Below are 18088 nucleotides of genomic sequence, written 5' to 3'. Positions count from 1 at the left end.
CAGACAGCAAGGCAGACTCGCTGGCTCCTCCGCAACGTCCACGCCAGAGGGACGCCGATCAGCAACCCCGGGTCGAGTCGAGGAGAGGACAACAAGATGGCTGAGCAGGCGACACCGTGGCCAAATGGCCTCGCTGCGCAGGGACCGCGCCTGCTGCCGTGGGCCACCGCCGAGGGGAAGCCCTGCTACCTCAGCACTGACGGCCGTGGCTACCTCGCTACCCTCGCCGACAACATCGAGTCGGTACAACTCGGTATGGGTGCGGAGCTGCTGGAGTACGCCCGAGACACCATGACACCCGGCACGAAGATCCTTACGGCCACCGAAAACCGCTGGCTGGCCTGCCGGCTGTCCGAAGCCCTCTCCGGCGCACTCCGGGTCGCCGACTCACGCGGGCAACGCCTCCTAGGCCCGGAGGAGGAAGAGGAAGCGGGCGAAGATGTCTGACTCCACGAACACCGACGCACCGGCCCGCAGGACTGCCCGTGGCCGCTTTCGATTCCGCCCGTACCACGTGACCACCGTCCCCGACACCTTGGCCCCGCCGACCGTCGCGGCGGAGTGCGTCACCACCGGCCACGAGCTGTACGAACAGGTCATCCGCACCCTCCTCCGCGCTGAGCCCGGAGCATGGCAGTAAAGTCCCCTGCGCCAGCACCACTTCGGGTACAGCGCGACCGCGCGGCCAGGACCCTCTGACGGCAGTAGCGACGGCAACACCCACGGATTTTCCCGCACAATCATGGGCACCAGTGGAACCCGAAACCGTCGCTGATCTGCGGAAACGCAGATAAAGAGGAGTCGTGTAGCACACGTACTATGTTGTGGCGGACGGTGTCCACGTCCTAGTTCACAATACCGGTGGCGTCTGTAATCTCAGTGACGGTCATTTGTACCGTGGCCTCGCAAAGGGGCGCCGAAGCTATGACGCCGCTGCTGAAGGGCGCGCAGTTCGCGTGGGAGGTCACTCTGACATACGTTCCCATGTCGGTGGAGAGAATACAAATTCTGTTTTCACATCCTGGACAGATGACCTTGGGGACGTTGCCGATTATTTTGCGAAGCATCTACACGGCAATTTTGTTGGAGAGGGTGTAATACTGCGCATCAGGGTGGCAAGCGTAGATCCTCTCGTGGGGCCGTCGAGGCTCATTCAGATCCACGACGGCGACTGGGATATGTCACACTTTGAGGACGAGCATCTCATTGTTGGGGAAATCCAAGCTCAAGACATCAGCTTCGACTTCGGGAGGACGTGGAGAAGTGTCACTAGATGATGGATTGAGCGGGATATCTGCGAGTGAACTGGCTGCTTCGTTCGAGACGGACACAGGGGTCGCCGCCAGGGCTAAGAATGCTGTAATTTCTGGCGCGCATTTCGACCTCTGGCTTGAGCCGATTCCGGCGGCAAGGCTATTGGGTATCTGTCGAGCCAGGATGGCAATCCTGGAGAGGCGAGGGAAGCCTACTTTTGGGGTTGCGGAATGCCTTGAAACCCTTTCTGAGATGGGCGAACAGGATCTTCTAGTGGCCTACGTGGACGATCGTCAACGTGGAGGGCGTTACTTCCGGCTCTATCTTGAGCCGGACCCGCTCAAGGTAGTTGCATGCATCGGAGTCGGTATCGCGCCGGAAGATGGCCTTCTTGCCGGCGACGAATAGCTGTGCATTTCGGTCTGCTTCAACGTTTATATCGGACTATATAGCAAGGCGGGCCGGCTCTTGATTGTCGCGTGTAGGGCGGAAACTGAGCGTTCGGTTGAACGCGGTGACATCGTCATAGGTCGCCTTTGGTGAAGGGAGAGACCGCCTGGGTCGCATCCCGGTTGCAACCACTACTGGACCGCCAGGTGTTGTGCAGAACCGTTTAGGTCCGTGCATAGGCGTCCAGTGGGATCGTGTGACGCAGGTGCTGGGGTCGTCTCGGAATGACCTGCTGGCATTGACTACAGGGCCGGAAAGAGCATGGGAGTTGCAATTACATGAGGGCCTTGCGGTCGAATCGAGCGAGGTCCGCCACGTATGCGACACCGTCAGTGTCGAGGTATTGAAAGGCGGTACGTTCGCCCTCGCCGCTCAGTCGGGGCCAGCTCGGTTCGAAACCGCACCCCCGAATGGGGTCGACCATCGTCAGATGCGACATCCACATCCCACAGACTGAGCACCTAATGGATTGATGGTCGATTGAGCTGCGGTGCCACGGTTTCCGCAGCCGTCCATCGATTGGTGACGCACAGAGCGTTTCTCACGCTCTTCATCTTGGAACCGCGCTCGGCATTGCTCAGCGCGGGGGCAGAGTTGGCCTTTTGCGGTTGGGGCGGGTGGAGAGGTCGGGTGGGGTGGCCGCGGGGTGTTCGGCGAGGAGGGCGAGGGCGGTGCGGACTGCTACTGCCATTTGGCCGTGGCGGCCCTCGGCCCAGTCGAGGGGGGTGCGGAGGGCGTCGATGTCGGGGTCGACGCCGTGGTTCTCGACGGACCAACTGTAGGCGTCGAACCAGGCGGCGTTCATGGGGACGGTGATGACGGTGCCGTCGCCCAGCTTGTGGCGGCCGGTCATGCCGACGACGCCGCCCCAGGTGCGGGAGCCCACGACGGGGCCGATGCCGAGGAGTTTGAAGGCGGCGGTGATCATGTCGCCGTCGGAGGAGGTCGCTTCGTCGGCGATGGCGACGACCGGGCCGCGCGGGGCGTTGCCGGTGTACGAGACGGGCTGGGCGTTGCGTGTGAGGTCCCAGCCGAGGATGGTGCGGGTCAGCTTCTCGATGACCAGCTCGCTGATGTGGCCGCCGGCATTGCCGCGGACGTCCACCAGCAGGGCGTCGTAGGCGACTTCCATGCGCAGGTCGCGGTTGAACTGAGCCCAGCCGGAGCCGCCCATGTCGGGGATGTGCAGATAGCCGCACCGGCCGCCGCTCAACTGCCGTACGACGGCACGGCGTTTGGCCACCCAGTGCTGGTAGCGCAGCGGGCGTTCGTCGATGAGGGGGACGACCGCGACGCGACGGGGTGCGCCGCGCCGGTCCGGCCGGGTGAAGGTCAGTTCCACGGTGGTGCCGCCCGCCCCGGCCAGCAGCGGATACGGTCCCGCGTCCGGGTCGACAGGGCGGCCGTCGATGTGGGTGAGCACCGCACCCTCGCGAATACCGGTGCCGGCCAGCGGGGAACGGGCCTTGGAGTCCGACGACTCGCCCGGCAGGATCCGTACCACCGACCACGTACCGTCCTTGCCGTGCTGGAAGTCGGCGCCCAGCAGGCCGATGGGGCGCTGGTAGTGGGGCGGGCCCTCGTTGCGGCGGGCGGGGGCGACGTACGCGTGCGACGTGCCCAGTTCGCCGAGCACTTCGCGCAGCAGGTCGGCGAACTCATCGGGCGTCGCGACGCGTTCGACCAGCGGGCGGTACTGGTCGAGGATCGCGGGCCAGTCGACGCCGCACATGTCGGGCGCCCAGAAGTAGTCGCGGATGAGGCGGCCGGCCTCGGCGTACGACTGGCGCCACTCGGCGGTCGGGTCGACCTCGTGGAGGATGCGGCGCATGTCGACGTAGACGGTGGAGTCGTCGTCGCCGCGTTCGGTGGCGGGCACGACCGCCAGCTCGCCCTCGTCGAAGACGGCCAGGCGCTGGCCGTCGCCGCTGACGGCGTACCAGTCCATGTGGTGGACCAGTTCGCTGCGCTTGGACTTGGCCAGGTTGTAGTACTCCAGCGTCGGGCGGGCCGAGGGGTCGGTGGGGTTGGCGAAGGTCTCGCCGAGGGCGCCGGAAATCGGCCAGCGCAGCCAGACCAGGCCGTTGTGGACGGGGGCGAGCGCCGAATATTTGGACGCCGGGACGGGGAAGGGCGTCACCCGGCTGGCCAGGCCCTCCGCCTCGACGACCACCGGGCCGTCGCCGCCGCCGCTCTCGCCCGGGTCGAGGCCGCCGTTGATCGGGCGGCCGTCAACAGGGAGCGCGAAGGGTGACGGTGTCGCCGAATTCAGCGGCACCAGATACGGGCGGCAGCCGAGCGGGAACGACAGGTCGCCGGTATGAACGTCGTACACCGGGTCGAAGCCGCGCCAGGACAGGAACGCGAGGTAGCGGCCGTCGCGGGTGAAGACCGGCTGTTCGTCCTCGAAACGGCCGTTGGTGACGTCGATGATCGTGTGGTCGGACAGTCGGGCGATCTTCACCGAACGCAGGCTGCGGCCGATGCCGGGGTGCGACCAGGTCAGCCATGCCGAGTCGGGGGAGAAGGCGAGGTCGCGGACGGGGCCGTTGGTCGACCGGATCAGCTCGTCGACGCTGCCGGCGGGGGTTGGGCGGTCGGTGCTGTCGCGGTCGTCGTCGATGTCGCTGTGGTCATCACCTACGCCGTCGATTGCGTCGTACGGGTGACTTCCGCCGCCCGTGACGCCGTCACTTTCGCCATTGTCGACATTTTCGGCCTCGCCGGTGGCCACCAGCAGCAGGCGGCCGTCGTTCGTGGCGACCGCCAGGGTGCCGCCGTCCGGTGAGGAGACCAGTTCCAGGACGCGGCCGAGCTTGCCGACGGCGAGGCGGGTGGGGCGGTCGTCGTCGCCGTCGGGGTAGCGGGCGTCGGTGTCGCCGACGTCAACCGCGTGACCGGACGTGTCTTCGTACAGGTGAGTGCCGGAAAGTGCGGTTGCCGTCGTGGCGCGAGGGTGATCGTCCGCGCCGGTCCTATCAACGGACGGGTCGAGGTCACTCGTACGGGTGGCCGTACGAGCCCCCGCCGTCGGCGCACCCACCTCCGCCCCCGTACCGACCGGCACCGCGTCCGCCAGCTCGCCCGAGACGTCCGCCGCCTCCGCCTCCTGTGCCTTCGCGTCCGCCGCCACCGAATCCCGTGCGCCGCCGCCGCGGATCGCCGCCCGTGAGGCGCGCCCCGGCAAGTGGGCCAGCCCGATGCCGTCCTCGCCCTCCGCGTCCGTGACGAAGGCGACCAGGCCGGTGTCGCCGAGCATCTCCGGCAGCCGCACCCGGGCGCCCGGCTCCTCGGCGATGGTGCGCGCGGGCCCGTCGCGGTGGGTGAGCCAGTAGAGGCTGCCGCGCACGCAGACGGCGCTGGCGCGCCCGGTGGTGTCCATGGCGAGGCCGTCCAGATTGGAGGCGGCGGGCACCTGATACGGCCGCCGCCCACTGCGCGGCCCGCCCAGCCGGATGTCCAGCCGGCGCGGCCCGGCGTCCGGTGTGATCAGATCCTCGACCAGCCACAGCTCGCCGCCGCACTGGTAGACCACGCGCTCGCCGTCGGTCGCGGCGTTGCGGGCGTAGAACTCGGCGTGGTCGGTGTGCCGCCGCAGGTCGGTGCCGTCCTGGCGGCAGGAGTACAGATTGCCGATGCCCTCGTGGTCGGAGAGGAAAGCGATCCGGCCCGACACGAACATCGGCGACGCCAGGTGCCCGTCGACGTCCGGGACCAGCCGTTCGCCGTGCAGCCACAGCCGCCCCGTGGCCCCGCCGCGATACCGCTTCCACGCGTGCGGCTCGTGCGGCGGCGTACCCGTCAACAGCAGGGTCCTGCGTTCACCCGGTTCGCCGCTCTCGTCGCACACCGCGATGTCCGACACCGGCCCCCACGGCAGTCGGCCGCCCGTCCCGCCGTCGACCGGCACGCTGTACGCCCACGTGTGGTACGCGAACGGCTGCCCGTGCGACGACACCGCCAGCACGTGCCCGTCCGGCGTCCACGAGCACACCCGGGTGTCCGAGCTGCCCCAGTACGTCAGCCGACGCGACGTCCCGCCGTCCGCCGGCACCAGATACACCTCGGGATCCAGGCTCCGCCACGTCGTGAACGCGATCGTCGTCCCGTCCGGCGACAGCCGCGGCGGCCCCACTCGCGTACGGTCCGCCGTCACCCGCCACGCCCGCCCCGGCGACCCTCCGGCCGCCCCCAGCGGGGCCACCCAGATGTCGTCCTCGGCGGCGAAGCAGAGCAGGTCGCCGTGCAGATGCGGGAATCGGAGGTACGCGCCGTCGCTCACCCCACCCATGGTTCGGCCCCCGGAACCCCCCAGCAACTTTTCGCCCCATTGCGCCCCCGCCGAGCCCCCGTCCGCCATCCATGCGCCCCGCCTCCGGCGCGGTGGCCCGGTCCCGGTCCCGGCTCCGTCACGCGGGTACGGTGCCCACTGCCAGCAGGTGGGAGGCCGCTGACAGCAGCTCCGGGTACGGCTCGGCCGCGCGGGCGGCGGTCAGGGCCGCGGTGAACATCGGGGAGTCCGTGGACAGGTGCGAGCCGGTGTGCTGCTCGGTGGCCTTGAGCAGGGCCCAGGCGGGGCCCTCGATGGCGAGGACGGTGATGTCGGTGAGGCCGGCGGCCGTCATTTCTTGGGCCAGTTCGGCTGGGGTGTGGAAGTACGCGGCCGTGAAGCCCTTGCGGCCGGGGTCGTGGCGGCCGGTCGCCAGGATGTCGGCGACGGCGTCGCGTACGCGGTCCTTCGTCAGCAAAGTGGTGGCCGTGTGCTCGAAGAGGGAGGCGTAGCGGCCGATCGCGGCGGCGGCCACGATGCCGCCGGGGCGCACCACGCGGCGCGCCTCGGCGAGGGCGAGGTCGCGGTCGGGGCGTTCCAGCAGGTGGTAGAGGGGGCCGAGGACGAGCGCCGCGTCGTACGTGTCGGCGTCGGCCGTGAGGGCGCGGGCGTCGCCCAGTTCGGTGGTGCAGCCCGTGGTGGCGGCCTGCTCGACGTGCCGGACGACCGGGTCCACGAGGTGGACGTCGTAGCCGTCGCGCACCAGCCACGCGGCGTGGACACCCGCGACCGGGCGCAGCTCGTCGTCATCGCCTTCCGCACGGGCCTGGCCCGCGCCACCCCGGACGACGGCACCCTTCAAAGCACCACCCCTTAGGCACCGATTACCGTTACGGCGCCGGCTCACCGGACGCGCGCGGGTAGCCGATCGACGTGATGTCGTCGGTCAGTTCGGCGATGCCGAGGTCGGGGTTGAGGGCCGAGACCACCGCGGACGTCAGGGGGCGCAGGGCGAGGACGTGGCGTACGGCGTCGGGGGCGACCGGGACGTCGTAGTAGTCCTCGGCGAAGGCGCGGTAGGCGTCGGCGCCGCGGTCGGTCAGCAGCGGGAAGAGCAGCGCGGCGCCGTCCGGGTCGCCGTCGGGGGAGTCGGGGAATTCGATCGCCGTGCCGGTCCGCCAGGCGGTGTCGGCCGGCTCGCGCCACAGGCAGGCGGTGACCACGGGCATGCCGTCCTCGTCGCAGAAGGCGGGCTCGTCCACACAGGGGCGGAAGGCGGCGGGGACGTCGTCGAGGACACCGGGCCACGGGGCGTCGTCGGCGTACGGGCTCATCCGCGACTCGTGCGCGAAACCGCGCACATAGGCGCCGTTCGGCGAGAAGACGATCGCGTACTCGTCGCCGCAGCCGTTGCTCATCGACGCCATTTCCTCGGTGTCCGACCAATGCGCGTCGAAGGAGTAATAGCGGTTCTCCCAGGGCGGGCTGAGTATCGCCTCCAGCATCGCCAACGCGCGGCAGTGGTCGCGGAGTTCGGGGACGGCGGGCAGCAGGCGGGCGGTGTCGTGGACGGTCACGGCGCAGACCGTACGCCGTCGGCCCGCCCGGCACCAAGGCGACGGGGGCCGCGCGGGCGGGGCGGCAGTATGGACGCGTGCAAGGACGGGTGTAATACCGCCGCGCCAGGTGGGCGGTCCTTACCGCCCGCCTTCACCGCCCACCTCACCGCCCACCCGGCCGCGCGCCCTACTCCCCGGCCGGGGCCTCCGCGTCCAGACGCGCGCGGGCGGCCTCCAGACGGGCCAGGGCCCGGTCGCGGCCGAGCGCTTCGAGGGACTCGAAGAGCGGCAGACCGACCGTGCGGCCCATGACGGCGACCCGGATCGGCGCCTGCGCCTTGCCGAGCTTGAGACCGTGCTTGGCGGCGATCGCCTCCAGCGCGGCCTTGAGCGGCTCGGCCTCCCAGACGGGGAGCGCGCCGAGGTCGGCCGCCGCGTCCCGCAGCAGATCGGCGGCGCCCGCCTTCATCGCCTTGGACCAGGACGCGTCGTCGCGCACCGGCTCGTCAAGGAACAGGAAGTCGACGTAGGAGGTGATCTCCGACAGGACCGCGATCCGCGTCTGGGCGAGTGGCGCGACGGTCTCGAAGACGGCCTCGTCGTACGCCTCCGCCGGCCATGTGGCGTGCGGGGCGGTCAGCCACGGCGTGCAGGCGCTGACGAAGGCGGCGGGCGACAGGGCGCGGATGTACTCGCCGTTGAAGGCCGTGAGCTTCTTGATGTCGAAGAAGGCGGACGAGCCGTTGACGTCCTCGATGCGGAAGAGCCGCTCCAGCTCCTCGTACGGCAGGATCTCGCGGTCGTCGCCGGGGCCCCAGCCGAGCAGCATCAGGTAGTTGACCATGGCCTCGGGCAGGTAGCCGTCGGCCAGGTAGTCCTCCAGGGCGACCTTGTCGCGGCGCTTGGAGAGCTTCTGCCGCTTCTCGTTGACGATCACCGGCAGGTGCGCCCAGGTGGGCGGGGTCGCGCCCAGCGCCTCCCACAGCAGCTGCTGCTTGGGCGTGTTGGACAGGTGCTCCTCGCCGCGGATGACCTGCGTGATGCGCTCGTCGAGGTCGTCCACCACATTGGCGAGCAGGAAGACCGGGGAGCCGTCGCCGCGCGCGATGACGAAGTCCTCGATGGCGCTGTTGGGGAACGACGGCTCGCCGCGGATCAGGTCGACCACCACCGTCTCGCCCTCGTCCGGCGTACGGAAGCGCATCGCGCGGCCCGGCTCGTACGCGAGACCGCGGTCGCGGCAGAAACCGTCGTAGCCCAGATGCTCGGAGCCGGTGCGCTCCTTGAGCATCTCGCGCGTGCAGTCGCAGTAGTACGCGCGGCCCTCGATCTGCAGCCGGGAGGCCGCCTCGCGGTGCCGGTCGGCGTTGTGCGACTGGAAGTACGGGCCCTCGAAGGCGGGGTCGGCGCCGCTGATGCCGATGGCGGCCAGGGCGCTGATGATGCCGTCGATCCATTCGGGCTTGTTGCGTGCCGCGTCGGTGTCCTCGATGCGCAGGACGAAGGTGCCGCCCGACTGCCGGGCGACCGCCCAGTTGTAGAGGGCGGAACGGGCGCCGCCGACGTGGAACATACCGGTCGGGGACGGTGCGAAACGGACGCGGAGCGGGGCATCAGACATGGCGTGAATCCTACCGAGCCGCGCCGGGCCGCCGCGCCGCCCGTACCGCGCACCTCCGAAGCACTGCCCGGGCGCCCGCCGCTGCCGTAACGTGCTCGTCACGGCACGGACTACTGGCGGGTAAGGAGCGATCGGATGGCGCTGGACGCGGACGTCGTGGTGGTGGGCGCGGGGCTGGCCGGCCTGGTGGCCACGGCGGAGCTGGCCGAGGCCGGGCGCAAGGTGATCCTGGTCGACCAGGAGCCCGAGGCGTCGCTCGGGGGCCAGGCGTTCTGGTCCTTCGGCGGGCTGTTCTTCGTCGACTCGCCCGAGCAGCGGCGGATGCGGATCAAGGACTCGCCCGAGCTCGCGCTCCAGGACTGGCTGGGCACCGCCGGCTTCGACCGGCCCGAGGACTACTGGCCGCGCCGCTGGGCCGAGGCGTACGTGCACTTCGCCGCGGGCGAGAAGCGCGCCTGGCTGCACGAGCGCGGGGTGCGGATCTTCCCCGTCGTCGGCTGGGCCGAGCGCGGCGGCTTCCTCGCCACAGGCCCCGGCAATTCCGTGCCCCGCTTCCACATCACCTGGGGGACGGGCCCCGGCGTCGTCGCGCCGTTCGCCCAGCGGGTGCGGGACGCGGTCGCACGCGGCCGGGTCGAACTGCGCTTCCGGCACCGGGTGACCGGCCTGACCCGTACCGACGGCGCCGTGGACGGGGTCACCGGCGAGGTGCTGGTGCCCAGTACGGTGGCGCGCGGCGAGGCCAGCTCGCGGGAGACGGCGGGCGACTTCACGTTGAGCGCGCAGGCCGTGATCGTCACAAGCGGAGGCATCGGCGGCAATCACGACCTGGTGCGCGCCGCGTGGCCCAAGCGGCTCGGCACCCCGCCGGAGAAGCTGCTCTCCGGCGTTCCCGCCCATGTGGACGGCCTGATGCTCGGCATCGCGGAGGCGGCCGGCGGACGGCTGATCAACGGTGACCGGATGTGGCACTACACCGAGGGCATCGAGAACTGGAACCCGATCTGGGCCCGGCACGGCATCCGGATCCTGCCCGGCCCCTCGTCGCTGTGGCTGGACGCCACGGGCAAGCGGCTGCCGGTCCCGTACTTCCCCGGCTTCGACACGCTCGGCACCCTCGAACACATCATGAGCACGGGCTACGAGTACACGTGGTTCGTCCTCACGCAGAAGATCATCGAGAAGGAGTTCGCACTCTCGGGCTCCGAGCAGAATCCGGACCTGACCGGCAAGAGCGTGCGCGATGTGCTCAAGCGGGTGCTGCCGGGCGCGCCGGGGCCGGTCGAGGCGTTCAAGCAGCACGGCGTGGACTTCGTCGTGGAGAAGGAACTCGGCGCCCTGGTGCGGGGGATGAACGCCGTGACGGGCGAGGGCCTGGTCGACGAGGCCGTCGTGCGCCGCGAGGTCGAGGCGCGCGACCGCGAGATCGCGAACACCTACACCAAGGACCTTCAGGTCACGGCGATGCGCGGGGCGCGCAACTACATCGGCGACAAACTCATCCGCACCGCCGCGCCGCACCGGCTGCTCGACCCCAAGGCGGGCCCGCTGATCGCGGTGCGGCTCAACATCCTCACCCGCAAGTCGCTCGGCGGTCTGGAGACCGACCTGGAGGGGCGGGTGCTGCGCGGCGGCTCCGAGGGCACCGGCGACGGCGGTGCGGCCGGGCGCGGCGAGGTGCTTCCCGGGCTGTACGCGGCCGGTGAGGCGGCCGGTTTCGGCGGCGGCGGCATGCACGGCTACCGGTCGCTGGAGGGCACCTTCCTGGGCGGCTGCATCTTCTCCGGGCGCGCGGCGGGGCGGGCCGCCGCGGCGGCGACGGCGTAACGGCCGTACGGGCGACGGCGTCCCGGCCGTACGGCCCATGGCATCACGGCCGTACGGGCGGCCCGCGCGCCGGGGCCGTCCGTACGGGGGGTCAACGTCCTTGTGTTCCGGAGGTGTTGACAAGCACCTCCGGCACGCGCCGATCCCACCTTCGCAGCGCCAAGCATTGACAGGAGCGGACCGCCTGCTCACTATGGGAGCGCTCCCACGTTAAGAGCGTGTAACCCGTCCATGAATCACCGCACCACCTCCCATGACCGCTCGAAGCCGATTCGAGGGTCCATCCCCCCAATGGAGGTTGTTCGCACATGGCAGTTCCCATAGTCCGACGCAGAACCGCGGCGCTCGCGGCCGGCCTGATGATGGTCGCCTCGGGCGGCGTGGTCGCCGCGATGAGTACGACGTCCGCCTCGGCGGCCACGGCCGGCTGCTCGGTCGACTACAGCGTGAATCAGTGGGACTCCGGCTTCACGGCGCAGGTGACCGTCACCAACACCGGACCGGCACTGACCAGTTGGCAGCTCGGCTGGAATTTCGCAGGCAATCAGAAGGTCACACAGGGCTGGAACGCCACCGTCACCCAGACGGGTACCGCCGTGACCGCGGCGAGCCTGTCGTACAACGGCGCGGTGGCGACCGGCGGCACGGCGACCTTCGGCTTCAACGGCTCGTACAGCGGCACCAACGCCAAGCCGACGTCCTTCTCGCTGAACGGCGTGGTGTGCGGTTCCGGCACCGGTACGACGCCGCCCACCACACCCCCCACCACACCCCCCACCACACCGCCGACGACGCCTCCCACGACGCCGCCGACCGACCCGCCGTCCGGCTCCCGGGTGGACAACCCGTACGCGGGCGCCAAGGGGTACGTGAACCCGGACTGGTCCGCGAAGGCCGCGGCCGACGGCGGACAGAAGATCGCCAACGAGTCCACCGCCGTGTGGCTGGACCGCATCGCGGCGATCAACGGCACGGGCGGCGCCATGGGGCTCAAGGCCCACCTGGACGAGGCCGTGCGGCAGGCGGCGGGGCAGCCGCTGACGATCGAGCTGGTCATCTACGACCTGCCGGGCCGTGACTGCGCCGCCCTCGCCTCCAACGGCGAGCTGGGCGCGACCGAGATCGGCCGCTACAAGACGGAGTACATCGACCCGATCGCCGCGATCATGTCCGACCCGAAGTACGCGGGTCTGCGGATCGTCAACATCATCGAGCCGGACTCACTCCCCAACCTGGTCACGAACGCGGGCGGTACGGCCGGTTCGACGGACGCCTGCGCCACGATGAAGGCGAACGGCAACTACGAGGCCGGTGTCGGCTACGCGCTCGCCAAGCTGGGCGCGATCGGCAACACGTACAACTACATCGACGCCGGTCACCACGCCTGGCTGGGCTGGGACAGCAACCTGGCGCCGTCCGCGCAGGAGTTCCTGAAGGCTGCCAAGACCGGTGGCGCCACCGTGAACGACGTGCAGGGCTTCATCGTCAACACGGCGAACTACAGCGCCACAGTGGAGCCGAACTTCAAGGTGACGGACACCGTGAACGGCACCACAGTAAGGCAGTCGAAGTGGGTTGACTGGAATCAATACGTCGACGAGCAGAGCTACGCGCAGGCGCTGCGCACGCTGCTGGTGCAGGACGGCTTCAACTCCAACATCGGCATGCTGATCGACACCTCCCGCAACGGCTGGGGCGGCTCGGCGCGTCCCACCGGTCCCGGCGCGACGACCAGCGTGGACACCTACGTCGACGGTGGCCGTATCGACCGCCGCATCCACGCCGGCAACTGGTGCAACCAGTCCGGTGCCGGGCTCGGCGAGCGTCCCACCGCGGCGCCCGCTTCCGGAATCGACGCCTATGTGTGGGTGAAGCCGCCGGGTGAGTCCGACGGTTCGAGCACCCAGATCCCGAACGACGAGGGCAAGGGCTTCGACCGGATGTGTGATCCGACGTACGGCGGCAACGCACGCAACGGCAACAACCCGACCGGTGCGCTGCCGGACTCGCCGCTGGCGGGCCAGTGGTTCTCGGCCCAGTTCCACCAGCTCGTGCAGAACGCGTACCCGCCGCTCTCGTAGGCACCTCCCAGGTGCCCGCGAGCAGCGGACCCCCCACCGGGCCCGCGACGGGTCCGCGCTCCGGTCGGATTTCCCCCGGCCGGTGTCGCGGGCCCGGCGCGGGCCCGGGGCCGTTCCCGCCCCTCGCGCCCCCCCGCGCCTCGCCCCGAGCCGTTTCCCGCGCCCTGCCGCGGGCCGTTCAGCGGCCGTCACATCGGCCGTTTACAGAACCCGCATCTTCGTCGTGCACCATGGATGGCGCACGGTTCGACGCGGTGGAGCGGCAGGCGGAGGCAGCAGGCATGGACGTCATGGACGCGTTCACGGACGTCCACGGCACGGTGGCGGACGGCTGGGAGCCGGTGCGCGCCGCCTTCGCGCAGAATTTCTCCCGGCGCGGTGACGTCGGGGCGGCCGTCGCGCTCTACCACCACGGCCGCAAGGTGGTGGACCTGTGGGGCGGTACGGCCGCACCCGCCGGTGGCGCGCCCTGGGCCGAGGACACCGTGCAGATCATCCGATCGGCCACCAAGGGCGTCGCCGCGGCCTGCCTGCTGCTGCTCCACCAGCGCGGCCAGCTCGACCTGGACGCACCCGTGGGCGCGTACTGGACGGAGTTCAAGGCGCGCGGCAAGGAGCGGGTGACCGTACGCGACGTGCTGGCGCACCGCGCCGGGGTGCCCGCGCTCGACACCCCGCTGACGGTCGCGCAGGCGCTCGACGGGGCTTCCGGGGCGCGTGCGGTGGCCGCGCAGACTCCGCTGTTCCCGCCGGGCGCGGCGCACGGTTATCACGCGCACACCTTCAGCTGGCTGGTCGCCGAACTGGTGCTGCGCGCCTCGGGCCGCACCATCGGCCGCTTCGTCGCCGAGGAGATCGCCCGGCCGCTGGGCCTGGACCTGTGGGTGGGGCTGCCGGCGGCGCAGGCGCACCGGGTGGGCGCGACCGCCGACATCGCCACCCCCGAGCCGGCCGCCTCCGGGACGCTGCGGGCCCGCCCCAAGAAGGCGGTGCACGACGCGTACGCCGACCCGGAATCGCTCACCCGCCGCGCCTTCGCGGCGATCTCCCCGGCGCCCGACGAGAACGACCCCGCCTACCGCGCGGGCGAGCTGCCCGCCTCCAACGGCATCGCCGACGCCCGTTCGCTGGCCCGCTTCTACGCCGCCCTGACCGGTGAACTCAGCGACGGACCCCGGCTCTTCGTACCGGCCACGCTCACCGCCGCCCGCACGGTGGAGTCCGAGGGACCCGACCGGGTGCTGGTGGTCAACACCCGTTTCGGCCTGGGCTACATGCTGCACGGCCCGTCCTCCCCGCTGCTGGCCCCCGGCTCCTTCGGCCACCCCGGGCGCGGCGGCTGCCTCGGTTTCGCCGACCCGGCGGCGGGCATCGGCTTCGGCTACGTCACCAACGGCATGCAGAAGAACGTCACCGCCGATCCGCGCGCCCAGGCCCTGGTCAGGGCGGTACGGGAGTGTCTACGCTGACCCGACGCCGAGCGAGGGAGAGCCGTGGTGACGCAGCCGGAAACGCCGCAGGAATCAGGTTTCGGGAGCCGCTTCGGCACATACGGGGTGATGGTGACCGGCGGCGCGCGCGGCATCGGCGAGGCGACGGCCCGGCGGTTCGCGGCCGAGGGCGCCGCGGTACTGCTCGCCGACCGTGACGTGGAGGGCGCGCGGCGCACCGCCGCGGCGATCCGGGCGGACGGCGGCCGGGCGGAGGCCGTCGCCTGCGACGTCGCCGACCGTACGGCGGTGGACGCGGCCGTCGCGCACGCGGTGGCCGCCTTCGGCACCCTCGACGTACTGGTCAACAACGCCTATTCGTGCAGCAATCACTCCGACGACTTCAGCGAGGAACCGGACGAGAACTGGCTCGTCGACCTCGACGTCACCCTCACGGGGGCGATGCGCTGCTCGCGGGCCGCGCTGCCGCACCTGGCGGCGGCGCCCGACCGGCGCGGCGCGATCGTCAACATCGGGTCCGTCAACGGCCTGTCCTACTTCGGCAACCACTCCTACAGCGCGGCCAAGGCGGGCCTGATCTCGCTGACCCGCACCCTGGCGATGCACGCGGCCCGCAGCGGTGTCCGCGTCAATCTCGTCGCCCCCGGCACCATCCGTACGCCCGCCTGGGCGGGCCGCGAGTCCACCCTGGAGACGGCCGCCGGGCTCTACCCGCTCGGCCGCGTCGGCGAGCCCGCCGACATCGCCGCCGCCGTCACCTTCCTCGCCTCCCGAGACGCCTCCTGGATCACCGGCGTCACCCTCCCCGTGGAGGGCGGCATCCTCTCGGGCAACCAGGGCTTCATGGACGCGCTGGCCGCCGAATTCGCCGACTGATGCGTCGCGTTGACGTGCCCGTAGTGACGTCAGTACGTACTGACGTACGTTCCGGGCGCGCGCGTCAGCCCGTGTGCAGCATCAGGCCGATTCCGGCGACCACCACGACGGCGGCGATCGTGCGGGGGCGGCCGAAGTGTTCCTTGAAGAAGAGGGTGCCGATGGCGGCGCCCGCGATGATCGAGGTCTCGCGGAGGGCGGCGACCGGGGCGAGGGGCGCGCGGGTCTGGGCCCACAGGACGAGGCCGTAGGCGGTGATGGACAGGGCGCCGCCGAGCAGGCCGCGCAGGGCGACGGGCCTGATCTGCGCGATCAGCGCCCGGCGGCGGGCGGCGAAGGCGACCGCCGGTATCACCAGGCCCTGGAGCAGCAGCAGCCAGGCGATGTAGCCGAGCGAACTGCCGGAGGCGCGCACGCCGACGCCGTCGACGACGGTGTAGCCGGCGATGGTCAGTCCCGTACCGGCGGCGGCCGTCAGCGCGGGCCAGTTGGGCCGCCTGCCGCGCAGGCCCCACAGGGCAACGCCGCCGAGGCCGGCGGACGAGGTGAGGACACCGGCGGTCTGCCAGGCGTCGGGCCGTTCCGCGACGAAGACGGCCGCCAGGACGGTGACGGCCAGCGGGGCGACACCGCGGGCGATCGGATAGACCTGCCCGAACTCGCCGAGCCGGAACGACATCATCAGCAGGTACTGATACGCGAGATGGATGACCACCGACGCGATCAGGTACGGCCACGCGCCGCGGTGCGGGACCGCCGCGAAGGGCGCGAGGGCGGCGGCGCACAGGGCCCCGCCGCCACCCACGAGGGTGAAGGCGAGGACCTGGTCCTTGATGCCGTGCGCGATGGCGTTCCACACCGCGTGCGTGACGGCGGCGGTGAGGACGACCGCGACGACCAGGGGCGTCATCCGGGTGCCGGTCCGTGTGCCGAACCGGGCGTCAGGACGCGCGCAGCACGGCCGCCACGATCGGCCCCGCGGACTGGTTGCCGTGGCCGCCGCTGTGCACGACCGCCGCGGCGGCGACACTGCCGTCGTAAGCGGTGAACCAGCCGTTGGGCTCTGCGGAGGTGTCGGTCTCGGCGGAACCGGTCTTGGCGCCGGAATCCGGGCCGAAGCCGCTCATCACACCGCTGGCCGTGCCGCTGGTGATCGCCGAGCGCATCATCTGCCGCAAATACTGCGACGTCTGCTGGGAGATGCCGGGCGCGGTCGCGATGGGTCCCTCGATCAGACTCTTGGCGACGATACGGGGCTGGTGGAAGTCACCTGTCCGGGCGGTCGCGGCGACCGACGCCATGATGAGCGGGCTCGCCTGGATCTGGCCCTGGCCGATCATCTCCGAGGTGAACTCGTCGCCCGAGCCGCCCGGCACGCTCGGGTCCTGGGTCGGCGTGCCGATGTTCCACTCCTTGGTGAGGCCGAACTGCGCGGCGGCGTTCTTCAGGCCCGAGGTGCCGATGGTGTTCGCCTTGAGGATGAAGCCCGTGTTGCAGGACTGGGCGAAGTCCCACTTCAGGTTGGCGCTCGGATTGTTCATGTTGCCGTCGTTCTTGTACGGCTTGCCCTGGTTGATGTTGGCGCCGTTGATGCACTTCGCCGGGGACGACGGAGTCATGCCGTGTTCGAGCAGCGCGGCGGACGTGACGATCTTGAACGTCGAGCCGGGCGCCGCGTTGTCGCGCAGGGCGTAGTCGAAACCGGACGCCGGGTTGTAGGCGACCGCCAGGATGCCGCCGGTGTTGACGTCCACGGCCGTGACGCCGGACTTGTCCTTGCCGGTCACCGCCTTCTCCGCCGCCTTCTGGATCGTGGCGTCGAGGGTGGTCTCCAGCCGCGCGGGCTTGCCCTTCTTGAGCACGTTCAAAGTCTGCGGGGCCGATTGGTCGCCCTTCTCGACGTACGTCTCCGTGCCCGGGGTGCCGCCGCCGACCTTGTCGGCGTACCGGCTGCGCAGGTCGGGGATGATCCGCACCAGCGACGGGTAGTCGGCCGGGTCCATCACGCGGCCCTTGCGGTCGACGATCTCCAGGTCGGGCGCCGGCACCTGTCCGGTGACGAGGGTGTCGCCGTCGCCGAGGTGCGGGTTGAGCACCGACTGCTTCCACTGGACGACCGGCTTGCCCGCGATGCCGCGCACCACGGCGAGGGACGAGCGGTAGCTCCACGGCACCGCGACGCCTTGGTACGACACCTGGGCGGTGACGGTGAACGGCACGACCGTCGGGGCCGTCTCGGTCGGCGGGGACGGCGTGAACTCCACAGACGTCACGTGCGCCTGCGTCTTGTACGCGGTCAGCGCGCCGGTGCTGGTGCGCGGCGAGTCGGTGAGCTGGGCGGCGCGCGTGATGTCACCCGAAGACCACGCGGTCAGAAAATCGGACGCGATGTCGGTGACGTCCTTGCCGCTGGGCGGTGCCGAATTCGTCGGTGAAGACTGCTCGTTCGCCGAGGAACCGCCGCCCCCGCCGCCGCTGTCCAGACCGGTGTAGATGTTGTAGGCGCCGAATCCGGCGACCCCCAGCATGCCGGCGAACACCGTGCCGATAATGCCGGTCTTGACACCCCGTGACATGGGCACGAGTACGTCTCCCCTCCCCTTTGAACGCGTTCAGGGAACGCGCGCTGTAGCACCCTACGGGACCCCCATACAGGGGAAGGTCTCGGTCCGGGCACGGCTTTGTACTGAATCGGATGT

General features: G+C 70.5%; 13 protein-coding genes. 7 read left to right on the top strand and 6 right to left on the bottom strand.

The window, feature by feature from the left end; all coding sequences use genetic code 11:
• The first annotated feature begins 96 nt into the window (after window positions 1-96).
• The 3 genes from BM076_RS15560 to BM076_RS36115 all read left to right on the top strand — a co-directional run bounded on the left by BM076_RS15560 (window position 97) and on the right by BM076_RS36115 (window position 1662).
• Window positions 97-447 (top strand): hypothetical protein, encoded by a 351-nt coding sequence (locus tag BM076_RS15560; RefSeq protein ID WP_093714130.1) that lies wholly within the window; start codon window positions 97-99, stop codon window positions 445-447.
• Window positions 440-640 (top strand): hypothetical protein, encoded by a 201-nt coding sequence (locus BM076_RS36120; RefSeq protein WP_143120574.1) that lies wholly within the window; start codon window positions 440-442, stop codon window positions 638-640. Before BM076_RS15560 ends, BM076_RS36120 begins: the two co-directional genes overlap by 8 nt.
• Window positions 641-1209: 569 nt before the next feature.
• Entirely contained in the window at window positions 1210-1662 is a 453-nt protein-coding gene (locus tag BM076_RS36115; protein WP_143120573.1) for a hypothetical protein, read from the top strand.
• 619 nt (window positions 1663-2281) lie between these two features.
• Here the strand turns inward: BM076_RS36115 and BM076_RS15555 are convergent.
• From BM076_RS15555 to gltX, 4 genes are all read right to left on the bottom strand, one after another.
• Window positions 2282-5995 carry a S41 family peptidase gene (locus BM076_RS15555; RefSeq protein ID WP_093714129.1) on the bottom strand — a complete coding sequence of 1238 codons (3714 nt, stop codon included), beginning with the start codon at window positions 5993-5995 and terminating at the stop codon, window positions 2282-2284.
• A gap of 118 nt (window positions 5996-6113) precedes the next feature.
• Window positions 6114-6836, bottom strand: coding sequence for a class I SAM-dependent methyltransferase (locus BM076_RS15550; RefSeq protein WP_245796075.1), 723 nt, complete (start codon window positions 6834-6836; stop codon window positions 6114-6116).
• Window positions 6837-6864: 28 nt separating this feature from the next.
• Entirely contained in the window at window positions 6865-7551 is a 687-nt protein-coding gene (locus BM076_RS15545) for a hypothetical protein (RefSeq protein WP_093714127.1), read from the bottom strand.
• A 169-nt stretch (window positions 7552-7720) separates the two neighbouring features.
• Window positions 7721-9106, bottom strand: a complete 1386-nt coding sequence (gltX, locus tag BM076_RS15540) for a glutamate--tRNA ligase (RefSeq protein ID WP_245796098.1) — start codon at window positions 9104-9106, stop codon at window positions 7721-7723.
• A 183-nt stretch (window positions 9107-9289) separates the two neighbouring features.
• Between gltX and BM076_RS15535 the strand changes: the two genes are divergently transcribed.
• The 4 genes from BM076_RS15535 to BM076_RS15520 all read left to right on the top strand — a co-directional run bounded on the left by BM076_RS15535 (window position 9290) and on the right by BM076_RS15520 (window position 15389).
• Entirely contained in the window at window positions 9290-10981 is a 1692-nt protein-coding gene (locus BM076_RS15535) for an FAD-binding dehydrogenase (protein WP_093714125.1), read from the top strand.
• 308 nt (window positions 10982-11289) lie between these two features.
• On the top strand, window positions 11290-13062 hold the full coding sequence (locus BM076_RS15530) for a glycoside hydrolase family 6 protein (RefSeq protein ID WP_322935509.1): 1773 nt from the start codon (window positions 11290-11292) through the stop codon (window positions 13060-13062).
• A gap of 290 nt (window positions 13063-13352) precedes the next feature.
• The gene (locus tag BM076_RS15525; RefSeq protein WP_407640663.1) at window positions 13353-14531 is read left to right on the top strand and encodes a serine hydrolase domain-containing protein; all 1179 of its coding nucleotides are present in this window, start codon (window positions 13353-13355) and stop codon (window positions 14529-14531) included.
• A gap of 90 nt (window positions 14532-14621) precedes the next feature.
• The gene (locus BM076_RS15520; protein WP_093714305.1) at window positions 14622-15389 is read left to right on the top strand and encodes an SDR family NAD(P)-dependent oxidoreductase; all 768 of its coding nucleotides are present in this window, start codon (window positions 14622-14624) and stop codon (window positions 15387-15389) included.
• A 64-nt stretch (window positions 15390-15453) separates the two neighbouring features.
• Here BM076_RS15520 and BM076_RS15515 read toward each other — a convergent pair whose 3' ends face one another.
• Together BM076_RS15515 and BM076_RS15510 are read right to left on the bottom strand one after the other, a co-directional pair.
• Window positions 15454-16299, bottom strand: coding sequence for a DMT family transporter (locus tag BM076_RS15515; RefSeq protein ID WP_093714123.1), 846 nt, complete (start codon window positions 16297-16299; stop codon window positions 15454-15456).
• Between the two features lie 31 nt (window positions 16300-16330).
• Window positions 16331-17965, bottom strand: coding sequence for a penicillin-binding transpeptidase domain-containing protein (locus BM076_RS15510; RefSeq protein WP_093714122.1), 1635 nt, complete (start codon window positions 17963-17965; stop codon window positions 16331-16333).
• Between the last annotated feature and the right edge of the window lie 123 nt (window positions 17966-18088).

The organism is Actinacidiphila alni (assembly GCF_900112845.1).
In the GTDB taxonomy this organism is placed as follows: domain Bacteria; phylum Actinomycetota; class Actinomycetes; order Streptomycetales; family Streptomycetaceae; genus Actinacidiphila; species Actinacidiphila alni.
Note: the sequence above shows the minus strand (reverse complement) of the source record. Positions and strands in the feature narration are given on the sequence as shown.